A 15,047-nucleotide genomic window follows, 5' to 3' on the forward strand; every position below is an offset into this window, starting at 1 on the left:
ATCGGAATCCGGATCGCGCCTCGGGTCGCTCGATGGTCCGGCGCGACCTCTCGGGTGAAGGGGAACGAACGCGGAGTCTGCGCCTCCGATTCGCAACGCAGTCGAGCGAGAGAACGTTTAAGTCGCGTCACCATCTTCCGCGGCCCCGCGGGCCCGTAGCTTAGCCCGGTTGGAGCGCCCGGCTGATAACCGGGAGGTCGCCAGTCCAAATCTGGCCGGGCCCACTTCTGGCGCGGTTCGCTCCGCCGCGTCGGCGCCTGACGGTGTCACGGCCGGAGGACCCGGGCGACGATCCGGAGGACTTCCTCGGCCGCGAACGGCTTCAACAGGAGCGTCACCCCGCGACGCCGTGTGGGGTCGATTTGCTCGTAGACGTACGGAAAGGCCGTGATCAAGATTGCGGGGAGCGCCGGTCGCGTTCGTCGGGCGGCTTCGATTAGCTCCACGCCGCTGGCACCGGGCATCTGGAAGTCCGTCAGGAGCAGGTCGACCTCGTCGGCCTCGATGCGCTCCAACGCCTCCTCCGCGCTCGCCGCCGTGAAGGTTCGGTAGTCGTCCATCGAAAGCAGCTCCGCCAGGTTCTCGCGGATGCCTTCGTCGTCGTCGACGACGAGGACGGACGGCCTTCGGCCTTGTGGCTCGGACCCCCTCACACAATCACCCGACGCCTCGAGACCCGCTCGGGTATTATGCGGTCGGTCAATTCCGCTCGACAAGCTTCGGGGCCCGCCGGCCTAAGGGGGGTCCGGCGACACATCGACCCGCGCGGGCTCGCGCGGTGGTGGCTCTCGTCCCTCGGCATCTTCGGGGCGGGGCGCCTCTGCGGACGACACGGCCTCGAGATTCCGCGGGAGCAGGACCGTGAACGCCGAGCCTCTTCCTTCCTCCGACGTGACGACGATATCTCCGCCGTGAGCGACGACGAAGTTCTTGCTCAGCGCGAGGCCGAGGCCCGTGCCTTCCCCCTTCTTCTTCGTCGTAAAGAACGGTTCGAAGATGCGCTTCTGTACGTCCGGGGGCATGCCCGTCCCGGTGTCGGAGACGACGACGGCGAGGAAGTCCCTCTGCTCCTCCGTTCGCACCCGCACGGCGCCTTTCGACGTCGCCTCGTACGCGTTCTTCAGGAGGTTGACCAGGACCTCCTGCATGCGGATCGGATCGGCCCGGCAGGGGATCGGTCGATCCCCGAGTTCGACGCGCGTGGCGACATCGGCCTTGCAGTAGACCTCGGCTTGCTCCACGGACGCGCGGACAATCTCGGCCAAGTCGACGTCCGCGACGTTCAGCGTGCCCGGCTTCCCGAATTTTAGGAGTTCCGCGGTGATGCTTGCGGCAATTTTCCCTTGCGCCGTGATCTTTCCAAGGCGTGTCTGAATCTCGGGGTCGTCCGTCCGGCGCTTGATGCTCGCCGTGAGGAGCGAAATGTTCGTGAGCGGCGTGTTGATTTCGTGGGCGACGAACGAGGCGATTCGTCCCATCGAACCCCAGCGCTCGCTCTCGAGGAGTCGCCGTCGCAGTGCGGCCTCCTCCGTCACATCCCTCGCGATCGTCGCGGCTCCGACGAGTCGGCCGGCCGAATCTCGGATTGGAGAGATGGTGAGGGCGACCGAGATCCTCCGCCCGTCCTTTCGGATCCGGGTCGTTTCGAAACGAGGAATCGCCTCTCCCCTCTGGATTTTCTCCATGATTCGCCGGAGTTCGTCCCGAGCTTCGTCCGCCGCGAGGAGCGCAATTGGCTGGCCGAGTGCCTCGTCGGCCGTGTAGCCGTAGATGCGCTCGGCCCCACGGTTCCAGCTTGTGATTCGTCCCTCGAGCGTCTTCCCGATGATCGCGTCTTGCGAACTCTCGACGATGGCTGCGAGCCGCCCCATCGCTTCCTGTTCTCCCCTCCTTTCCGTGACGTCGCGCAAGACGCCGGTGAACAAGCGCCGGTCGGCCGTCCTGTATTCCCCCAACGACACTTCGATCGGGATCTCTCGTCCGTTCTTGTGGAGGCCGAAGAACTCGATGCTCTGCCACGGGACATGCTTCTCGCCCGTCTCGTTGTACCGACGGAACGACCGGAGATGGAGGGGCCGGAACCGTTCGGGCATGAGCATCGTGAGCTCCTGGCCAAGGAGCTCGTCCTGGGAATAGCCGAAAATCCTCGCGGCCGACTCGTTCACGAACTGGATTCGACTTTTCTCGTCGATCGTCACGATGCCGTCCGCCATCGTTGCCGCGACCGTCCGGAAGCCGCTCTCGCTCGCGCGGGCGGCCTCGACGGCCTCCGCTCGCCCGAGCGTCGCTCGGCTCAGGCTCCGGGCGTATAAGGCGATCGCGACGACCGCGCCGGCGATCGGAGCGAGAAACAGCAAGCCGAGCCCGAGCGGCGCGGGCGAGAAGCCTCGAACCTGCGCGATGGCGATTGCGACCGCGATGATCACGGCGAGGGCGGACAAGCCCCCGACGAGGATCCACAGCCCGATTGTTCGCGCTGAAACCTTCGCGAGCCATCTTGGGCGGCGCCCTGGTTGCTTCCTGCCCAGCGGAGTCGATCCCGTCGGATCCGCTTCGCCGGTGGCCGTCATGGCTCCCTGTCCCTCTTGGCGGGAGCGGTCGACACTGGCCGGTGGCAGTGGGGATCGAGAACCCGGCACGCGAGCATGGAGGGCCGGGCCGCCAACGGAGTTCTCGCGGCATAAAGCTTTAGAACCTTCGTCCGGATTTTCACTTTCGGCGACCTCCCCCCGTCGCAACCATGGCTACGACAGCCGCGGGGTTGGTCACACACCTCCGGTGGAAGACCACCTTGCGGACGAGAGGCTTATCAGCGATGCTCGGCTCCATGGCCAAGTTATGCCACCCGCCGAGGATCCGGTCGGGAGCGACACCGAAAGCCGCGACCTCCCGGGCGCGACCGAGGCCAGGGGCGATTCGATTCGCGAGCGCCGAACCCTTCGGTTCGTGCTCTTGAGCTTCGTCGCGGTCGGGCTCGTCGTCGCCGCGGCATTTTACGTCGACTCGCTCTTGCCGTCTCGGCCCCTTCCGACGGACAAGCTCGTCTTTTCCGACGTGTCCCTCGTCGACGGCAACGCGTCCTTCCTCGTGCAGGGCGAATCGGGCGGACCGTATTCGTACGGCGGATTCGAGACGACGCTTGTCGTCAACGACTTTCCGGGTCCGTCCATCGGGCTCGGGCCGCCCCAGTCGATAGCACGCTTCTCGATCGGACCGAACTTCTATCGGATCACATGGCTGGATCCCGACGCCGACGGCGCCCCGGGCGTCGGCGATTCGTTCCTCGTTTCCGGCGACGGAGCCCCGCTGCCCTCGCTCAGCGCATACGAATTCGACTTGCGGTGGCAGGGAACGTGGACTGCGAAGGCGTTCTGGACGACGGACTAGATCGCCGAGGACTTCCGATACGAATATCGGTATTCCCGTCCGACTATTTTCCGTCACAACACTTATCTAGATTTCATCGGTCCCCGACGCGGCGCTCGGAGAGTCGATCAAATGGGCTACGTGCGCGGACTTCGTTGTCGAGAGTGCGGCGCGGAGTATCCTCCGGCGCAGCTCACGGTCTGCGACGCCTGCTTCGGCCCGCTCGAAGTCGCGTACGAGTTCGACGCGGTGCGCGAGGCGTTCCGTCGCGAGGCGCTGGCCGCCCGGTCCCGCGACCTCTGGCGGTATCGGGAGCTCCTGCCCGTCTTCGACGAAACCGCGAAGGTCGACCTCCAGGTTGGCTTCACGCCGCTCCGGCGCGCCGAGAACCTCGGGAAGGCCCTCGACCTCCGAGACGTGTGGGTCAAGGACGACACGGTCAATCCGACGTATTCGTTCAAAGACCGGCCGGTCGCCGTGGCGGTCGCGAAGGCTCGGGAATGGAACCTCCCCGCCGTCGGCTGCGCATCGACCGGCAACCTCGCCGCGGCCACGGCCGCCGCCGCGGCGAAGGCGCGCCTCCCTTGCTACGTCTTCGCCCCCGCCTCCCTCGAGCCGGGGAAGCTGCTCGTGCCGCGAATCTATGGGGCCACGGTCGTCGCGGTCGACGGGACGTACGACGAGGCGAACCGCGTCGCGTTGCTCGCCGCGGATCGTCGCGGTTGGGGGTTCGTGAACATCAACCTGCGACCGTACTACGCGGAAGGTTCCAAGACGCTCTTGCTCGAGACGTGGGAGCAGCTCGGGTTCGACTTGCCCGGCGTGATCATCGTGCCCCTCGGATCCGGCCTGCTCCTCACCTCGGTCGACAAGGGAATACGAGAACTCCGCGAGCTCGACGAGGTCTCCGGGGATGCGACGCGGCTCGTGGGGACGCAGGCCTCGGGCTGCGCCCCGATCGTCCGGGGCTTCGAGGCGCCCGACGGACGACCGCGTCCCGTCAAGAGGCCCGAGACGATCGCAGAGTCCCTGGCCATCGGCGATCCCGCGTCCGGCTACGAAGCGATTCAGGCTATGCGCACGACGCGCGGCTTCGCGGACGCTCCGAACGACGCGGAGATCCTCGGGGGACAGGGGCTCCTCGCCCGGACGGAGGGCGTGTTCACGGAACCGGCGGGCGGCACCACCGTCGCGACCCTGAAACGGGCGCGCGAGGACGGCCGGATCGATCGCGACGAGCGCGTCGTGCTGCTCGTGACGGGAAACGGGCTGAAGGCGCCCGGTGTCTGGCGGGAGACGTTCCCGCCGCTGACGCCCGTCCCGCCGACGCCCGCGGCGGTCGATGCGTTCCTCGGAGGGATCGGCCATGGTTAGGCTCGTCCTCGCCTCTCCCATCGCCGTCGCGACGCAAGGCGAGCGGGAGATCGACCTGGAATTCGAGGGGACGCTCGCCCAGCTCTTCGAGATCGTCACGGGCAGGTACGGTCGGCAATTCCACCAACGGATATTCGACGGGGACGGTCGGCTCAAGCGGTTCGTGAACGTCTACGTGAACGGCGAGGATGCTCGGTACATCAAGGGTCTCGAGACGCCGATCCCACGCGACGCGACCGTCGACTTGCTCCCCGCCATCGCCGGCGGATGAGGCGGTCCATGGCGTCGGGCTGGGTGCACGCCCGCGCGCCGGCCACGATCGCGAACGTCGGTCCGGGGTTCGACGTGTTCAGCCTGGCGGTGCGGGGGCTGTCCGACGACGTCGCGATCCGGCCCGCGAACGAAGATTCGCTGGCGGTGACGGGTCTCGGCGCCGGATCGATCCCGACGGAATTCGCCCACAACACGGCGGGGATTGTGATCGAGGCCCTCCGCCAGCGCACCCATGTGAGGCAGCCTCTCGCGGTCCGCGTGCAGAAAGGAATCCCGCCCGGGCGGGGGCTCGGGAGCTCTGCGGCCTCGTGCGCCGCGGCGGCGCTGGCTTTCCTGAAGGCGTTCCCTCGTTCGAGGTCCCTCGGGGTCCAGGGCTTCATCCAGGCCGCCGTCGAGGGCGAAGCGTCCGTCGCGGGCCGCCACTACGACAACGTCGCCGGGGCGCTCCTCGGCGGGTTCGTCGCGATCGCCTCGACCGAGCCCCTCGTTCTGGCCCGCGAATCCGTGAGCCCGCGGATCGCCATCGCGATCGCGATCCCCGACGTCGTGCTCAAGACCGCGGACATGCGGCGGCTCCTCCCCGAGACCGTCCCGCTGCGGGATGCCGTCGGAAACATCGGGCGGGCCGCCACGTTGGCGTTAGCGCTCTCGCGGGGCGACGCGGCCCTCGCGGGTCGCTGCCTGGAGGACCGCCTCGTTGAGCCCGCCCGGTCCGCAGCGATCCCGGGCTTCGAAGATGCACGGGCGGCAGCCTTGGCGGCCGGCGCCGCGGGATTCGCGATGAGCGGATCCGGTTCGACGGTGTTCGCGCTGGCCTCCACCCGCGTCGCGGCGTGGACCGCGGCGGAAAGGATGTGCAAGGCGTTCGAATCTGGCGGGCATCGGGCCGACCCGCTCGCGACCACGGTGGACAATTCTACGCCGCTCGCCGCGGTCGCGCCGAAGGCCCTCTCGCGCTTCTCGATCGCTCCTCCCCCGAGGGACACGAGCCTGGGCCGGTAACGTGAGCGGTTCGCGCGGCGAGGATTCCCCCTCCCGCAACTGGCGACGTTCGTCGACGGGACTCGTTCGTCGGCTGACGACGAATTTCGACGATCGCCGTGCACGGTATCGGCAAATGTTAAATAGCCTCCGTCCGGTGCGCGCCGGACTCCGGGCGATGGCGGGGCCGATGAGCGGCCCACGGCCTTCGCCGCCGGGGGAACGCCCATGCGGGGATCGCGCGTCGCGCTGGAAATCCTGAAGGAGCACGGCGTCGAGGTCGTGTTCGGCCATCCGGGCGGGGCGGTCCTCCCGTTGTACGACGACCTGTACGACGCCGGCGTGCGGCACATCCTGACGCGCCATGAACAGAATGCGGCGCACATGGCCGACGGGTACGCTCGCGTCCTCCGGCGGCCGGGCGTCGCGATCGCGACCTCGGGTCCCGGCGCGACGAACCTCATCACGGGCATCGCGACCGCCTACATGGACTCCTCTCCGGTCCTCGCGATCACCGGCCAGGTCGCGACGACGGTCATGGGCAACGATGCGTTCCAGGAGGTCGACGCGTTCGGCATGATGATGCCCATCGTGAAGCACAACTGGCGGGTCGAGTCGGCGGACGACATCCCGCGGGTGTTCCGCGACGCGTTCTACCTCGCGACCCACGGCCGGACGGCCCCGGTGCACATCGACCTGCCGCTCGACGTGCAGCGCGCGGAGGTCGACGACGCGAAGGTCCAGGAGAAGTACACCCCGCGGAAGACCACAAGGCAGGATCTCTCGCGGCTCGTGGACGCGGTCCGGTTCCTCGAGGAGGCGGACGCGCCGGTCATCCTGGTCGGCGGCGGCGCCCGCTGGTCTCAGGCCGGCGCCGACATCCTGCGGCTCGCGGAGATGATACAGGCGCCCGTCGTCACGACGCTCATGGGGAAGGGCGCGGTGCCCGAGGACCACCCGCTCGTCCTCGGCCCCGTCGGGATGCACGGCAAGATGGTCGCCACATATGTGTTGAACAACTGCGACACGATCCTCGCTCTCGGCACCCGCTTCTCCGACCGGTCGACGGGCAAGCTGTCGGAATTCGGTAAGCAGCAGCGGATCGTCCATGTGGACATCGATCCGTCCGAGGTCGGGAAAAACGTGCCGCATGTCGTCGGCTTGGTCGGTGACGTCGGCGTGGCCGTCCACGCCTTGATCGCGGGACTCGAGAACCGCGCGCTCCGGAAGCGGACCGTCTGGATGGACCGGGTGCGCGGCCTCAAGCGGGAGTGCAACTGCGACTTCAACCACAGCGGCTCCCCGATTCTGCCGCAGAAGATTATCTGGGAGCTCAACCGCACGCTCCCGGACGACGCGATCGTCACGACAGAGGTCGGACGACACCAGATGTGGGCGGAGCACTTCTTCGAGGTCCGTCGGAAGCGGATGTTCATCACCTCCGGGGGCCTCGGGACGATGGGCTTCGGCTTCCCCGCCGCGCTCGGCGCCAAGGTCGCGATGCCGGACCGCTTCGTCATGGACATCGCGGGCGACGGTTCGTTCCAGATGACGATGAAAGAGCTCGCGACCGCGCGGGAGAACCGCATCAACGTGGGCGTGATCCTCTTCAACGATCACTACCTCGGGATGGTCCAACAGTGGCAGCGCATGTTCTACGGGGAGCGATACTCGGCGGTGTACCTCGGGGAGTTACCCGACTTCACGAAGATCGCGGACGCCTATGGCTGCGGCTCCGTTCGCGTGGAACGGCAGGGGGAGCTTGCCGAGGCGATCTTGCGTTCGCAAGCCGCAGAGACGCCGTTCCTGATCGACGTAGCGATCGACGCGGACGAGGACATGCTCCCGATCATGCCGCCCGGCACGTCGGCGAAGGAGGTCATCCTCGGGCCTCGATGCATCTGGAAGGGAGGTGCGACGGTTGCAGATCCTGTCCCTGCTCGTCCATGACGACTGGGGCGTCATGCAGCGCATCGCCGGCGTCTTCACGCGGAAGCGGATCTCGCTCGACACGATCTTGGCGGGCAAGTGCGAGCGGCCCGGATGTGCGCGCGTCCTGCTGGCGTCAGAGCACCCGCAGCTCCGTCGGATGGTCGAGCACCTGCGGCGCGTGCACGACGTGATCGAGGTCGAGTACATCGAGGACAATGCGGACGCGTTCGCGCTCGTCCGCTCGACGGTCCGTCGCACCGCGATCGCGGGGAAGGCGGGCGAGGTGGAGGCGGCGCTGGCCCACGTGGACGGCGCTGCGTACGTCAAGGCGTACGGGGCTCTCTGAAGGTGAGGACATGGCGAACCTATACTACGAGAAGGATGCGGACGTCCACACGCTGGACGGCCGCGCGGTGGCGGTGGTCGGCTACGGGATCCAGGGGCGGGCGCAGGCGCTGAACCTGCACGACAGCGGGGCCGATGTCGTGGTCGGCGTCCGGCCCGACGGAGACTCGTGGACCATGGCGAAGAAAGACGGACTCGAAGTCCTCCCGATTGCCGACGCCGTCGCGGCGTCCGACGTCGTCATGATGCTCATCCCCGACGAAGTCCAACCCGAGGTGTACGCGAAGGACATCGCGCCGGCGCTACGGAAGGATGCGGCGCTCGACTTCGCGCACGGGTTCAACATCCGCTACGGCACGATCGTGCCGCCGAAACACGTCGACGTCATCATGGTCGCGCCGAAAGCGCCGGGCGCGGCCGTCCGCGAGAACTTCGTGCGCGGATTCGGCGTGCCCGCGTTGATGGCGATCCACCAGGACGCCACGGGGGACGCGCGAAAGATCGCGCTCGCGATTGCGAAGGGCCTTGGCTCGACGAAGGTCGGCGTGATCGAGACGACCTTCACGGAGGAGACGGAGACCGACTTGTTCGGGGAGCAGGTCGACCTCTGTGGCGGCGTGTCGGAACTCATCAAGACGTCGTTCGATGTCCTCGTGGACGCGGGCTACCAGCCCGAGCTCGCCTACTTCGAGGTCCTGCACGAGCTCAAGATGATCGTCGACTTGATCCAGGCGGGCGGGATCGAGCATATGTGGGCCGGCGTGTCGAACACGGCGGAGTTCGGAGGGCGTACGCGCGGCCCGAGGGTGATCGACCCGCACGTCCGCAAGAACATGCAAGGCCTCCTCAAGGACGTCAAGTCGGGCGCGTTCGCGAGGGATTGGATCGACGAGTACCGGAAGGGAATGCCGACCCTCACGAAGGCGCGCAAGGAGGCGCCGGACTCGACGCTCGAACGGGTCGGCCGCGACGTGCGCCGCATGTTCCGCTGATGTCGGCGTGCCCGTCGATATCCATATCCGCCGATGGACCATCGCGAGGACGGGGGATCGAGCGTGGTCGATCCGAAGCGACTGAAGCATCGCAGCTGGGAGGTCACGGAGGGTCCGGAGCGGGCGCCGGCGCGCGCGATGATGCGGGGCATGGGCCTCACCGATGCGGATCTCGCGCGGCCCCTCGTCGGCGTCTCGAACACGTGGAACGAGGCGACCCCGTGCCAGCTGAATCTCGACCGGGTCGCACGGCGCGTGAAGGCCGGCGTCCGCGAGGCCGGCGGAACGCCGCGCGAGTTCATGACGATCACGGTGTCGGATGGGATCGCGATGGGCCACGAGGGCATGCGAGCGTCCCTCGTGAGTCGCGAGGTCATCGCGGACTCGATCGAGCTGATGATGCACGCGCACCGCTACGACGCCCTCGTCGCGTGCGCCGCATGCGACAAATCGATCCCCGGTTCGATCATGGCGATGGCCCGGCTGAACGTGCCGTCGATCTTCACATACGGCGGCCCGATGCTCCCGGGGAAATTCGAGGGCCGCGACGTCACGATCCAAGACGTCTTTGAGGCGGTCGGCGCCTTTGCCGCCGGGACGATGTCCGCCGCTCAGCTGGCCGAACTCGAACGGACGGCGTGTCCGGGTGCGGGCACGTGCGCGGGGCTCTTCACCGCGAACACGATGGCGTCGTGCGCGGAGGCGCTCGGCGTCGCATTGTCCGGGGATGCGGCGATCCCCCAGGTGGATCCGGAACGGGAGGCGCACTCCGAGGAAGTCGGCCACGCTGTCATGAAGACGTTGGAACTGGGCATCAAGCCGCGGGACTGCCTGACGTATGAGGCGTTCGAAAACGCGATCACGCTCGACGCCGCGATGGGGGGATCGACGAACGCGGTCCTGCATCTACTCGCGATCGCCCACGAGGCCCACGTGTCCCTCGAACTCGATGCGTTCGACCGCATCGCCCGGAAAACGCCGCACCTCGTCAGCATGAAGCCCGGGGGTGCATACGTGATGGCGGACCTCCACCGGGCCGGGGGGGTTCCCGGCGTGTTGCGACGCCTCCTCGAGGGAGGTCGCCTGCATCCCGACGCGCTCACGGTGACCGGGGCGACGATGGCGCAGCGGTTGCGCAGCGCTCCCATGGAGATCCCGGGCGACATCGTGCGACCTATCGTGGATCCGATCAGCTCGACCGGGACGATCGCGATTCTTCGCGGCAATCTCGCAACCGAGGGGGCCGTCGTCAAGACCGCGATGGTCCGGCGCCTGTCGCATCGGGGTCCGGCGAGAGTGTTCGACGGCGAGCAAGCCGCGTTTGAGGCCGCGCAGCAGCGGGCGATTCAGCCCGGGGATGTCGTCGTAATCCGGTACGAAGGGCCGAAGGGCGGGCCCGGGATGCGGGAGATGCTCGCGATCACCGCGGCCCTCGTCGGTCAGGGACTCGGCGACGAGGTGGCCCTCGTCACGGACGGCCGTTTCTCCGGGGCGACGCGCGGCTTGATGGTGGGCCACGTCTCACCCGAAGCCTGGGATGGCGGATTGCTCGCCGGGGTGCGCGACGGAGATTCGATCGAAGTCGACGTCCCGAAGCGAACGTTGCGCCTGGACCTAGTGGACGACGAGGCCCGGCGGAGGCTCACGGGATGGACGCGCCCGGCACCTCGATACGTCTCGGGAGCCCTTGCGAAGTATGCGAGGCTCGTCGGATCGGCATCGCAAGGCGCCCTGTGCGGGTAGCCGCATCAGCCCGGAAACAAACCTGTTGAAGTTTCTTACCTCGCGGACCACCGCTAGCCGTGCGCCCGTGCCGTCTCCTCGGCGAGCTCCGCGGCGCGCCTCGACGCGGCGACGATGCCGTCGCTGATCGCCTGCGGAACCCCTCGACTTTCCATGACGGACCACCCGGCCATCGTCGTCCCGTTCGGGGTCGCGACCATCTCGTAGAGCTTCATCGGCTCGAGGCCGTCGATCAACAGGAGTTCCGCAGTCCCTTTCATCGTCTGCAGCGCGAGCTTCGTCGCGACGTCCCGAGGCAATCCGGACCGGACGCCGCCGTCGATCATGGAATGGGCGAGGGCCGCGATGAAGCCCGGTCCGCTCCCGCTGAGCCCCGTGACCGCATCGAGCATCGGCTCGTCCACGATCGTCACGCGGCCGAGGGACCCGAACATCTCCTCGACGACGAGCGCGTCGCGATCCGTCGCGGTCTTGCCGAGCGCGAAGGCCGAGGCGCCTTCGCCGACGGCGCACGCCAGATTCGGCATGATCCGGACGACGCGGCCCCGGCCCTTCAGGACTCGCTCGACGAACGCCGTGCGGACGCCCGCCGCGAGCGTGACGACGAGGCCGTCCTCCTTCACATGGCCGGCGATCGAGTCGACGAGCGCCGGCATGTCCTTCGGCTTCGCCGCAAGGACGAGGACATCGGATCGACCGGCGAGCGCCGACGTCGTTTCGACGTAGCCAACGCCGTACTTCCCCGCGATCTCCTTCGCGCGAGGCGGGATGGCGTCGCTCACCAGGACCCGCGACGGCGGCACGACGCGGCCCGTGACGAGGCCTCGGACGAGCGCTTCGCCCATCTTGCCCACGCCTGCGATCCCGATCACTCGGTCTCCGTCCGTCGTGTGCTGACCCCCTGGATGATCCCGTCTTCGTACGTCCTCAGGAGATATAATCTCTGCAGCAGGGGCACGACGGGCCCGAGGCACCCGCCAGGCGCGCGTTCAGCGTCCCCACGACGGGAGCACCTTCGATGGTCGTACCATAAACGCCTTATCCGGAAATCGTCCCCGTGTAGGTAGAGGTGACGGATCTGGTATCCATTGGGGTCGCCGCTGCGATCGGAGCCGCCGTCGGGGCCGCGGCCCTCGGGGCCGCGTCCGCGGCGACGCACGGGGACATCCCCGGGCTCGCGATCGCGCTCCAGCACATTCCGCCGATGACACACGGCTACGAGGTCGTGACGGCCGTGAAGAACGCGCTGGCGGGTGGAGCCGCGGGTGGCGGGATCGGTGCGGCCGTAGCCGCCGTCGCCAAGGGCGGGCACGGCGCGGCCGGTGCCTCTCCGTAGCCGCGGACCGCCACTTCTTCTCTTTTTTTCTCCCGCCCATCTGAAACGTTATTAACCGTGAGGTTTCATCCGCGCCGTCCGTGACGAACGTCGAGGTGCCCCACGGCGACCTGATCGACTTGCTCGGGAAGCAACTCAGCCTCGAGGAGTGCGTCGACCGCATCACGTTCATGGGCGCGGGGCCCGAGGGCGTCGAGGGCGACGTGATGACCTTCGACATCTTCCCGAACCGGCCCGACCTGTACTCCGTCGAAGGGATCGCGCGCGCCCTCCGCGGATACCTCGGGATCGAACCGGGCTTGCCGGCGTACTCCCTCGCTTCGTCCGAAATCGATTTCGTCGTGGACCCGAGCGTCGCGGATGTCCGGCCGTATGCGGTCGGCGGCATCGTGCGAGGGCTCGAGATGGACGACGCGCTCCTCCGCTCCCTCGTCGACCTCCAGGAGAAGCTCCATCTGACGGTCGGGCGCCGCCGCAAGAAGGTCGCGATCGGGATCCACGACGTCGACCGGGTGACGCCGCCGTTCGCCTACCGGGCCGTCGCCCCGGAGAGCGTGCGCTTCACCCCGCTCGGGCTCGCCGAGGAGATGGACCTCGCCGACATCCTGACGAGGCATGAGAAGGGCCGCGAATACGCGCATCTCGTCTCCTCGAAGCCGCGGTTCCCGCTCATCACGGACGCGCACGGCGAGGTCCTGAGCTTCCCGCCGGTGATCAACGGCATCCGGACGCAGCTCACGTCGGAGACGCGGAACCTGTTCATCGACGTCACCGGCACGGACCTCGACGCGGCCCAAGGCTGCCTCACGATCGTCGCGACGTCCCTCGCGGAACGAGGCGGTCGGATCGAGACCGTCCGCACGCGGTACGCCGACCGAACGATCGAGACGCCGAACCTGTCGCCGACCGACCATGCGGTCCACCTCGATCGGGCGAACGCCCTCCTCGGTCTGCCCCTCCGGCCGGAGCAGGCGGCGGACCTGCTGGCCCGCATGCGCCACGACGCACGGCCGGACGGCGAGACGATCCGGGTGCGGTCGCCGGCGTACCGTCTCGACCTCCTGCACGAAGACGACCTCACGGAGGACCTCGCGATTGCGTGGGGCTACGACCGGTACCCGCGCGGCCTGCCGCGGCGACAGACGATCGGGGTGTCGCTCGTGTCGAACGATCTATCGGAGGCGCTCCGCGAACTGCTGATCGGGTACGGCTACCAGGAAGTGATGTCCCTGACCGTGGCCTCTGCGCGAGACTCGTTCACGACCCCGCTCCGAGCGATCATTGCGAATCCGTTCTCCGAGGATTTCACGACGCTGCGCTCGTCGCTCCTCCCCGCGCTGCTGAACATCTTCCGCTTGAACAAGCACCGGGAACTCCCGCAGCGGATCTTCGAGATCGCGGACGTCGTCCTCGAGGCGCGCAATGTGCGGCGTTTCGCGGCCGCCGCGATGCACCACAAAGCCTCCTTCACGGAAGCGAAGTCGCTCGTGCTCAGCTTGATGCGCGACGTGGGCCGCGAGGCCGACGTGGAGGCGGTGGAGGACGACAACTTCATCCCCGGACGAGCGGCCGTCGTGCGGTCGGAGGGACGCGATCTCGGTCGATTCGGCGAGATCCATCCGCGGATCCTCGACGCGTACGCACTCGTGCAACCGGTCATCGCGATGGAACTCGATGCGGAGCCATTGCTTCCCTCCCGATGATCGGACGGGAGAAGGTATTTCTTGCTTCGGACGATGCGATGCCGCTGAGGTAGCGAAGCCCGGTCGAACGCGCCAGACTTGAGATCTGGTGGGCCGCAAGGCCCTCGGGAGTTCGAATCTCCCCCTCAGCGTCCTTCCCGAGCACCGAATCCAAGCAATGACCAGTTCTGTACGAGATATCTTGAGTCGGAACACCGCTCGCATGAGACGAATCGGGCGTGATTAGGAATGAATCGCCGGGCATTCGATGATGCGGCATGACTCCAAGGATCCTCATGGCCCTCGGATAAGAGTGCCTGGGTCCGCAATTAAGGTCTACGCAACGGATCGCGCGCTCGTTTCCGTCGGGACCTTCGCGCGAGCTACGGACCGCAGCCGGTTTCCCGTGGACAACAGCCAGAGCGAGATGACGGGAATGGCGGCCCGCTGGCTGATTCCCGGCCATCCCGCGTTGGCGAACACGGGGAAGAGTGCCAGGATGATGACGGCCGCGAATCCAAGCGCCAAGGACGCGCGGTAATTCGACCTCCATGCCGGGTTCGTGCGGAAACCCCTGAATTGACAAAGATGGCAGCGAAGAACGCGACGAACGAAATCGAACCGACCACAAGGTGAATCGCGCCCGTGGTCGTTGAAGGACTTCCTTCGAGGTCCGGCGGGAAGATGCCAGTCAGAAACCCACCGACGGCAGCGACCCCCAGTAGAACGGATCCGGCGCTCTTCGCTCGTGACGGGCCCATTCCATCCCGGATTCCGAGGGCCAACGCAAAGGACACCAGCCCGAGGGCGAACCAAGCCGCCGTCATGAGGTATCCGTACGGTCCGACGGCGTAGTCACTCAAGAGGCGCGTTGTAGGATTGTAATCCGGGCGGAGGAAGTGCAAGGCGGTGACGGCGAGGACGAAGAACACCGTCCCGACGATGCTTACCCAAGCAAGGCCTTCGAGTCGCCTCGCCAACCGCTCCCCGATGAGCATATGGCCCCCCGAACTCGACATCGAT

Annotated in this window: 14 protein-coding genes and 2 tRNA genes; 12 read left to right on the forward strand and 4 right to left on the reverse strand. The window is 67.3% G+C overall.

Features of this window, described 5'->3' with window-relative positions; all coding sequences use genetic code 11:
• Positions 1-149: 149 nt before the first annotated feature.
• A tRNA-Ile gene (locus VF992_11970) sits at positions 150-224 on the forward strand.
• A 42-nt stretch (positions 225-266) separates the two neighbouring features.
• On the opposite strand, the gene VF992_11975 is transcribed toward VF992_11970, so the two are convergent.
• Together VF992_11975 and VF992_11980 are read right to left on the reverse strand one after the other, a co-directional pair.
• Complete coding sequence (locus VF992_11975) at positions 267-653, reverse strand: response regulator (protein ID HEX9341868.1); 387 nt, start codon at positions 651-653, stop codon at positions 267-269.
• 81 nt (positions 654-734) lie between these two features.
• Complete coding sequence (locus VF992_11980) at positions 735-2,441, reverse strand: PAS domain S-box protein (protein ID HEX9341869.1); 1,707 nt, start codon at positions 2,439-2,441, stop codon at positions 735-737.
• A 397-nt stretch (positions 2,442-2,838) separates the two neighbouring features.
• On the opposite strand from VF992_11980, the gene VF992_11985 reads away from it, so the two are divergent.
• The 8 genes from VF992_11985 to ilvD all read left to right on the forward strand — a co-directional run bounded on the left by VF992_11985 (position 2,839) and on the right by ilvD (position 11,006).
• The gene (locus VF992_11985) at positions 2,839-3,387 is read left to right on the forward strand and encodes a hypothetical protein (protein HEX9341870.1); all 549 of its coding nucleotides are present in this window, start codon (positions 2,839-2,841) and stop codon (positions 3,385-3,387) included.
• A gap of 111 nt (positions 3,388-3,498) precedes the next feature.
• On the forward strand, positions 3,499-4,740 hold the full coding sequence (locus VF992_11990; GenBank protein HEX9341871.1) for a threonine synthase: 1,242 nt from the start codon (positions 3,499-3,501) through the stop codon (positions 4,738-4,740).
• Positions 4,733-5,011: a MoaD/ThiS family protein gene (locus tag VF992_11995; GenBank protein HEX9341872.1), complete on the forward strand. Its 279-nt coding sequence runs from the start codon at positions 4,733-4,735 to the stop codon at positions 5,009-5,011. The genes VF992_11990 and VF992_11995 overlap by 8 nt, the downstream gene beginning before the upstream one ends.
• 8 nt (positions 5,012-5,019) lie before the next feature.
• Complete coding sequence (locus VF992_12000) at positions 5,020-6,015, forward strand: homoserine kinase (GenBank protein HEX9341873.1); 996 nt, start codon at positions 5,020-5,022, stop codon at positions 6,013-6,015.
• 207 nt (positions 6,016-6,222) lie between these two features.
• The gene (gene ilvB, locus VF992_12005; protein ID HEX9341874.1) at positions 6,223-7,944 is read left to right on the forward strand and encodes a biosynthetic-type acetolactate synthase large subunit; all 1,722 of its coding nucleotides are present in this window, start codon (positions 6,223-6,225) and stop codon (positions 7,942-7,944) included.
• The gene (locus tag VF992_12010; protein HEX9341875.1) at positions 7,916-8,272 is read left to right on the forward strand and encodes a hypothetical protein; all 357 of its coding nucleotides are present in this window, start codon (positions 7,916-7,918) and stop codon (positions 8,270-8,272) included. The genes ilvB and VF992_12010 overlap by 29 nt, the downstream gene beginning before the upstream one ends.
• Before the next feature lie 10 nt (positions 8,273-8,282).
• Positions 8,283-9,263, forward strand: coding sequence for a ketol-acid reductoisomerase (gene ilvC / locus VF992_12015; protein ID HEX9341876.1), 981 nt, complete (start codon positions 8,283-8,285; stop codon positions 9,261-9,263).
• Positions 9,264-9,326: 63 nt separating this feature from the next.
• Complete coding sequence (gene ilvD / locus VF992_12020; GenBank protein HEX9341877.1) at positions 9,327-11,006, forward strand: dihydroxy-acid dehydratase; 1,680 nt, start codon at positions 9,327-9,329, stop codon at positions 11,004-11,006.
• 53 nt (positions 11,007-11,059) lie between these two features.
• Here ilvD and proC read toward each other — a convergent pair whose 3' ends face one another.
• Complete coding sequence (gene proC, locus VF992_12025; GenBank protein ID HEX9341878.1) at positions 11,060-11,878, reverse strand: pyrroline-5-carboxylate reductase; 819 nt, start codon at positions 11,876-11,878, stop codon at positions 11,060-11,062.
• Between the two features lie 197 nt (positions 11,879-12,075).
• Between proC and VF992_12030 the strand changes: the two genes are divergently transcribed.
• The 3 genes from VF992_12030 to VF992_12040 all read left to right on the forward strand — a co-directional run bounded on the left by VF992_12030 (position 12,076) and on the right by VF992_12040 (position 14,176).
• Positions 12,076-12,342, forward strand: a complete 267-nt coding sequence (locus tag VF992_12030) for a hypothetical protein (GenBank protein ID HEX9341879.1) — start codon at positions 12,076-12,078, stop codon at positions 12,340-12,342.
• Between the two features lie 80 nt (positions 12,343-12,422).
• Entirely contained in the window at positions 12,423-14,045 is a 1,623-nt protein-coding gene (pheT, locus tag VF992_12035) for a phenylalanine--tRNA ligase subunit beta (protein HEX9341880.1), read from the forward strand.
• Between the two features lie 43 nt (positions 14,046-14,088).
• Positions 14,089-14,176: transfer RNA gene (locus VF992_12040), tRNA-Ser, on the forward strand.
• A 184-nt stretch (positions 14,177-14,360) separates the two neighbouring features.
• Here the strand turns inward: VF992_12040 and VF992_12045 are convergent.
• The gene (locus VF992_12045; GenBank protein ID HEX9341881.1) at positions 14,361-14,552 is read right to left on the reverse strand and encodes a hypothetical protein; all 192 of its coding nucleotides are present in this window, start codon (positions 14,550-14,552) and stop codon (positions 14,361-14,363) included.
• Positions 14,553-15,047 lie beyond the last annotated feature (495 nt).

The sequence above is a fragment of the Thermoplasmata archaeon genome (assembly GCA_036395115.1).
Lineage (GTDB): Archaea > Thermoplasmatota > Thermoplasmata > RBG-16-68-12 > RBG-16-68-12 > RBG-16-68-12.

Coding starts and splice junctions, on each gene's coding strand:
- VF992_12000 (HEX9341873.1), top strand. CDS start 5,020: ATGGCGTCGGGCTGGGTGCACGCCCGCGCGCCGGCCACGATCGCGAAC.
- ilvB (HEX9341874.1), top strand. CDS start 6,223: ATGCGGGGATCGCGCGTCGCGCTGGAAATCCTGAAGGAGCACGGCGTC.
- VF992_11990 (HEX9341871.1), top strand. CDS start 3,499: ATGGGCTACGTGCGCGGACTTCGTTGTCGAGAGTGCGGCGCGGAGTAT.
- ilvC (HEX9341876.1), top strand. CDS start 8,283: ATGGCGAACCTATACTACGAGAAGGATGCGGACGTCCACACGCTGGAC.
- VF992_11995 (HEX9341872.1), top strand. CDS start 4,733: ATGGTTAGGCTCGTCCTCGCCTCTCCCATCGCCGTCGCGACGCAAGGC.
- VF992_11985 (HEX9341870.1), top strand. CDS start 2,839: ATGCCACCCGCCGAGGATCCGGTCGGGAGCGACACCGAAAGCCGCGAC.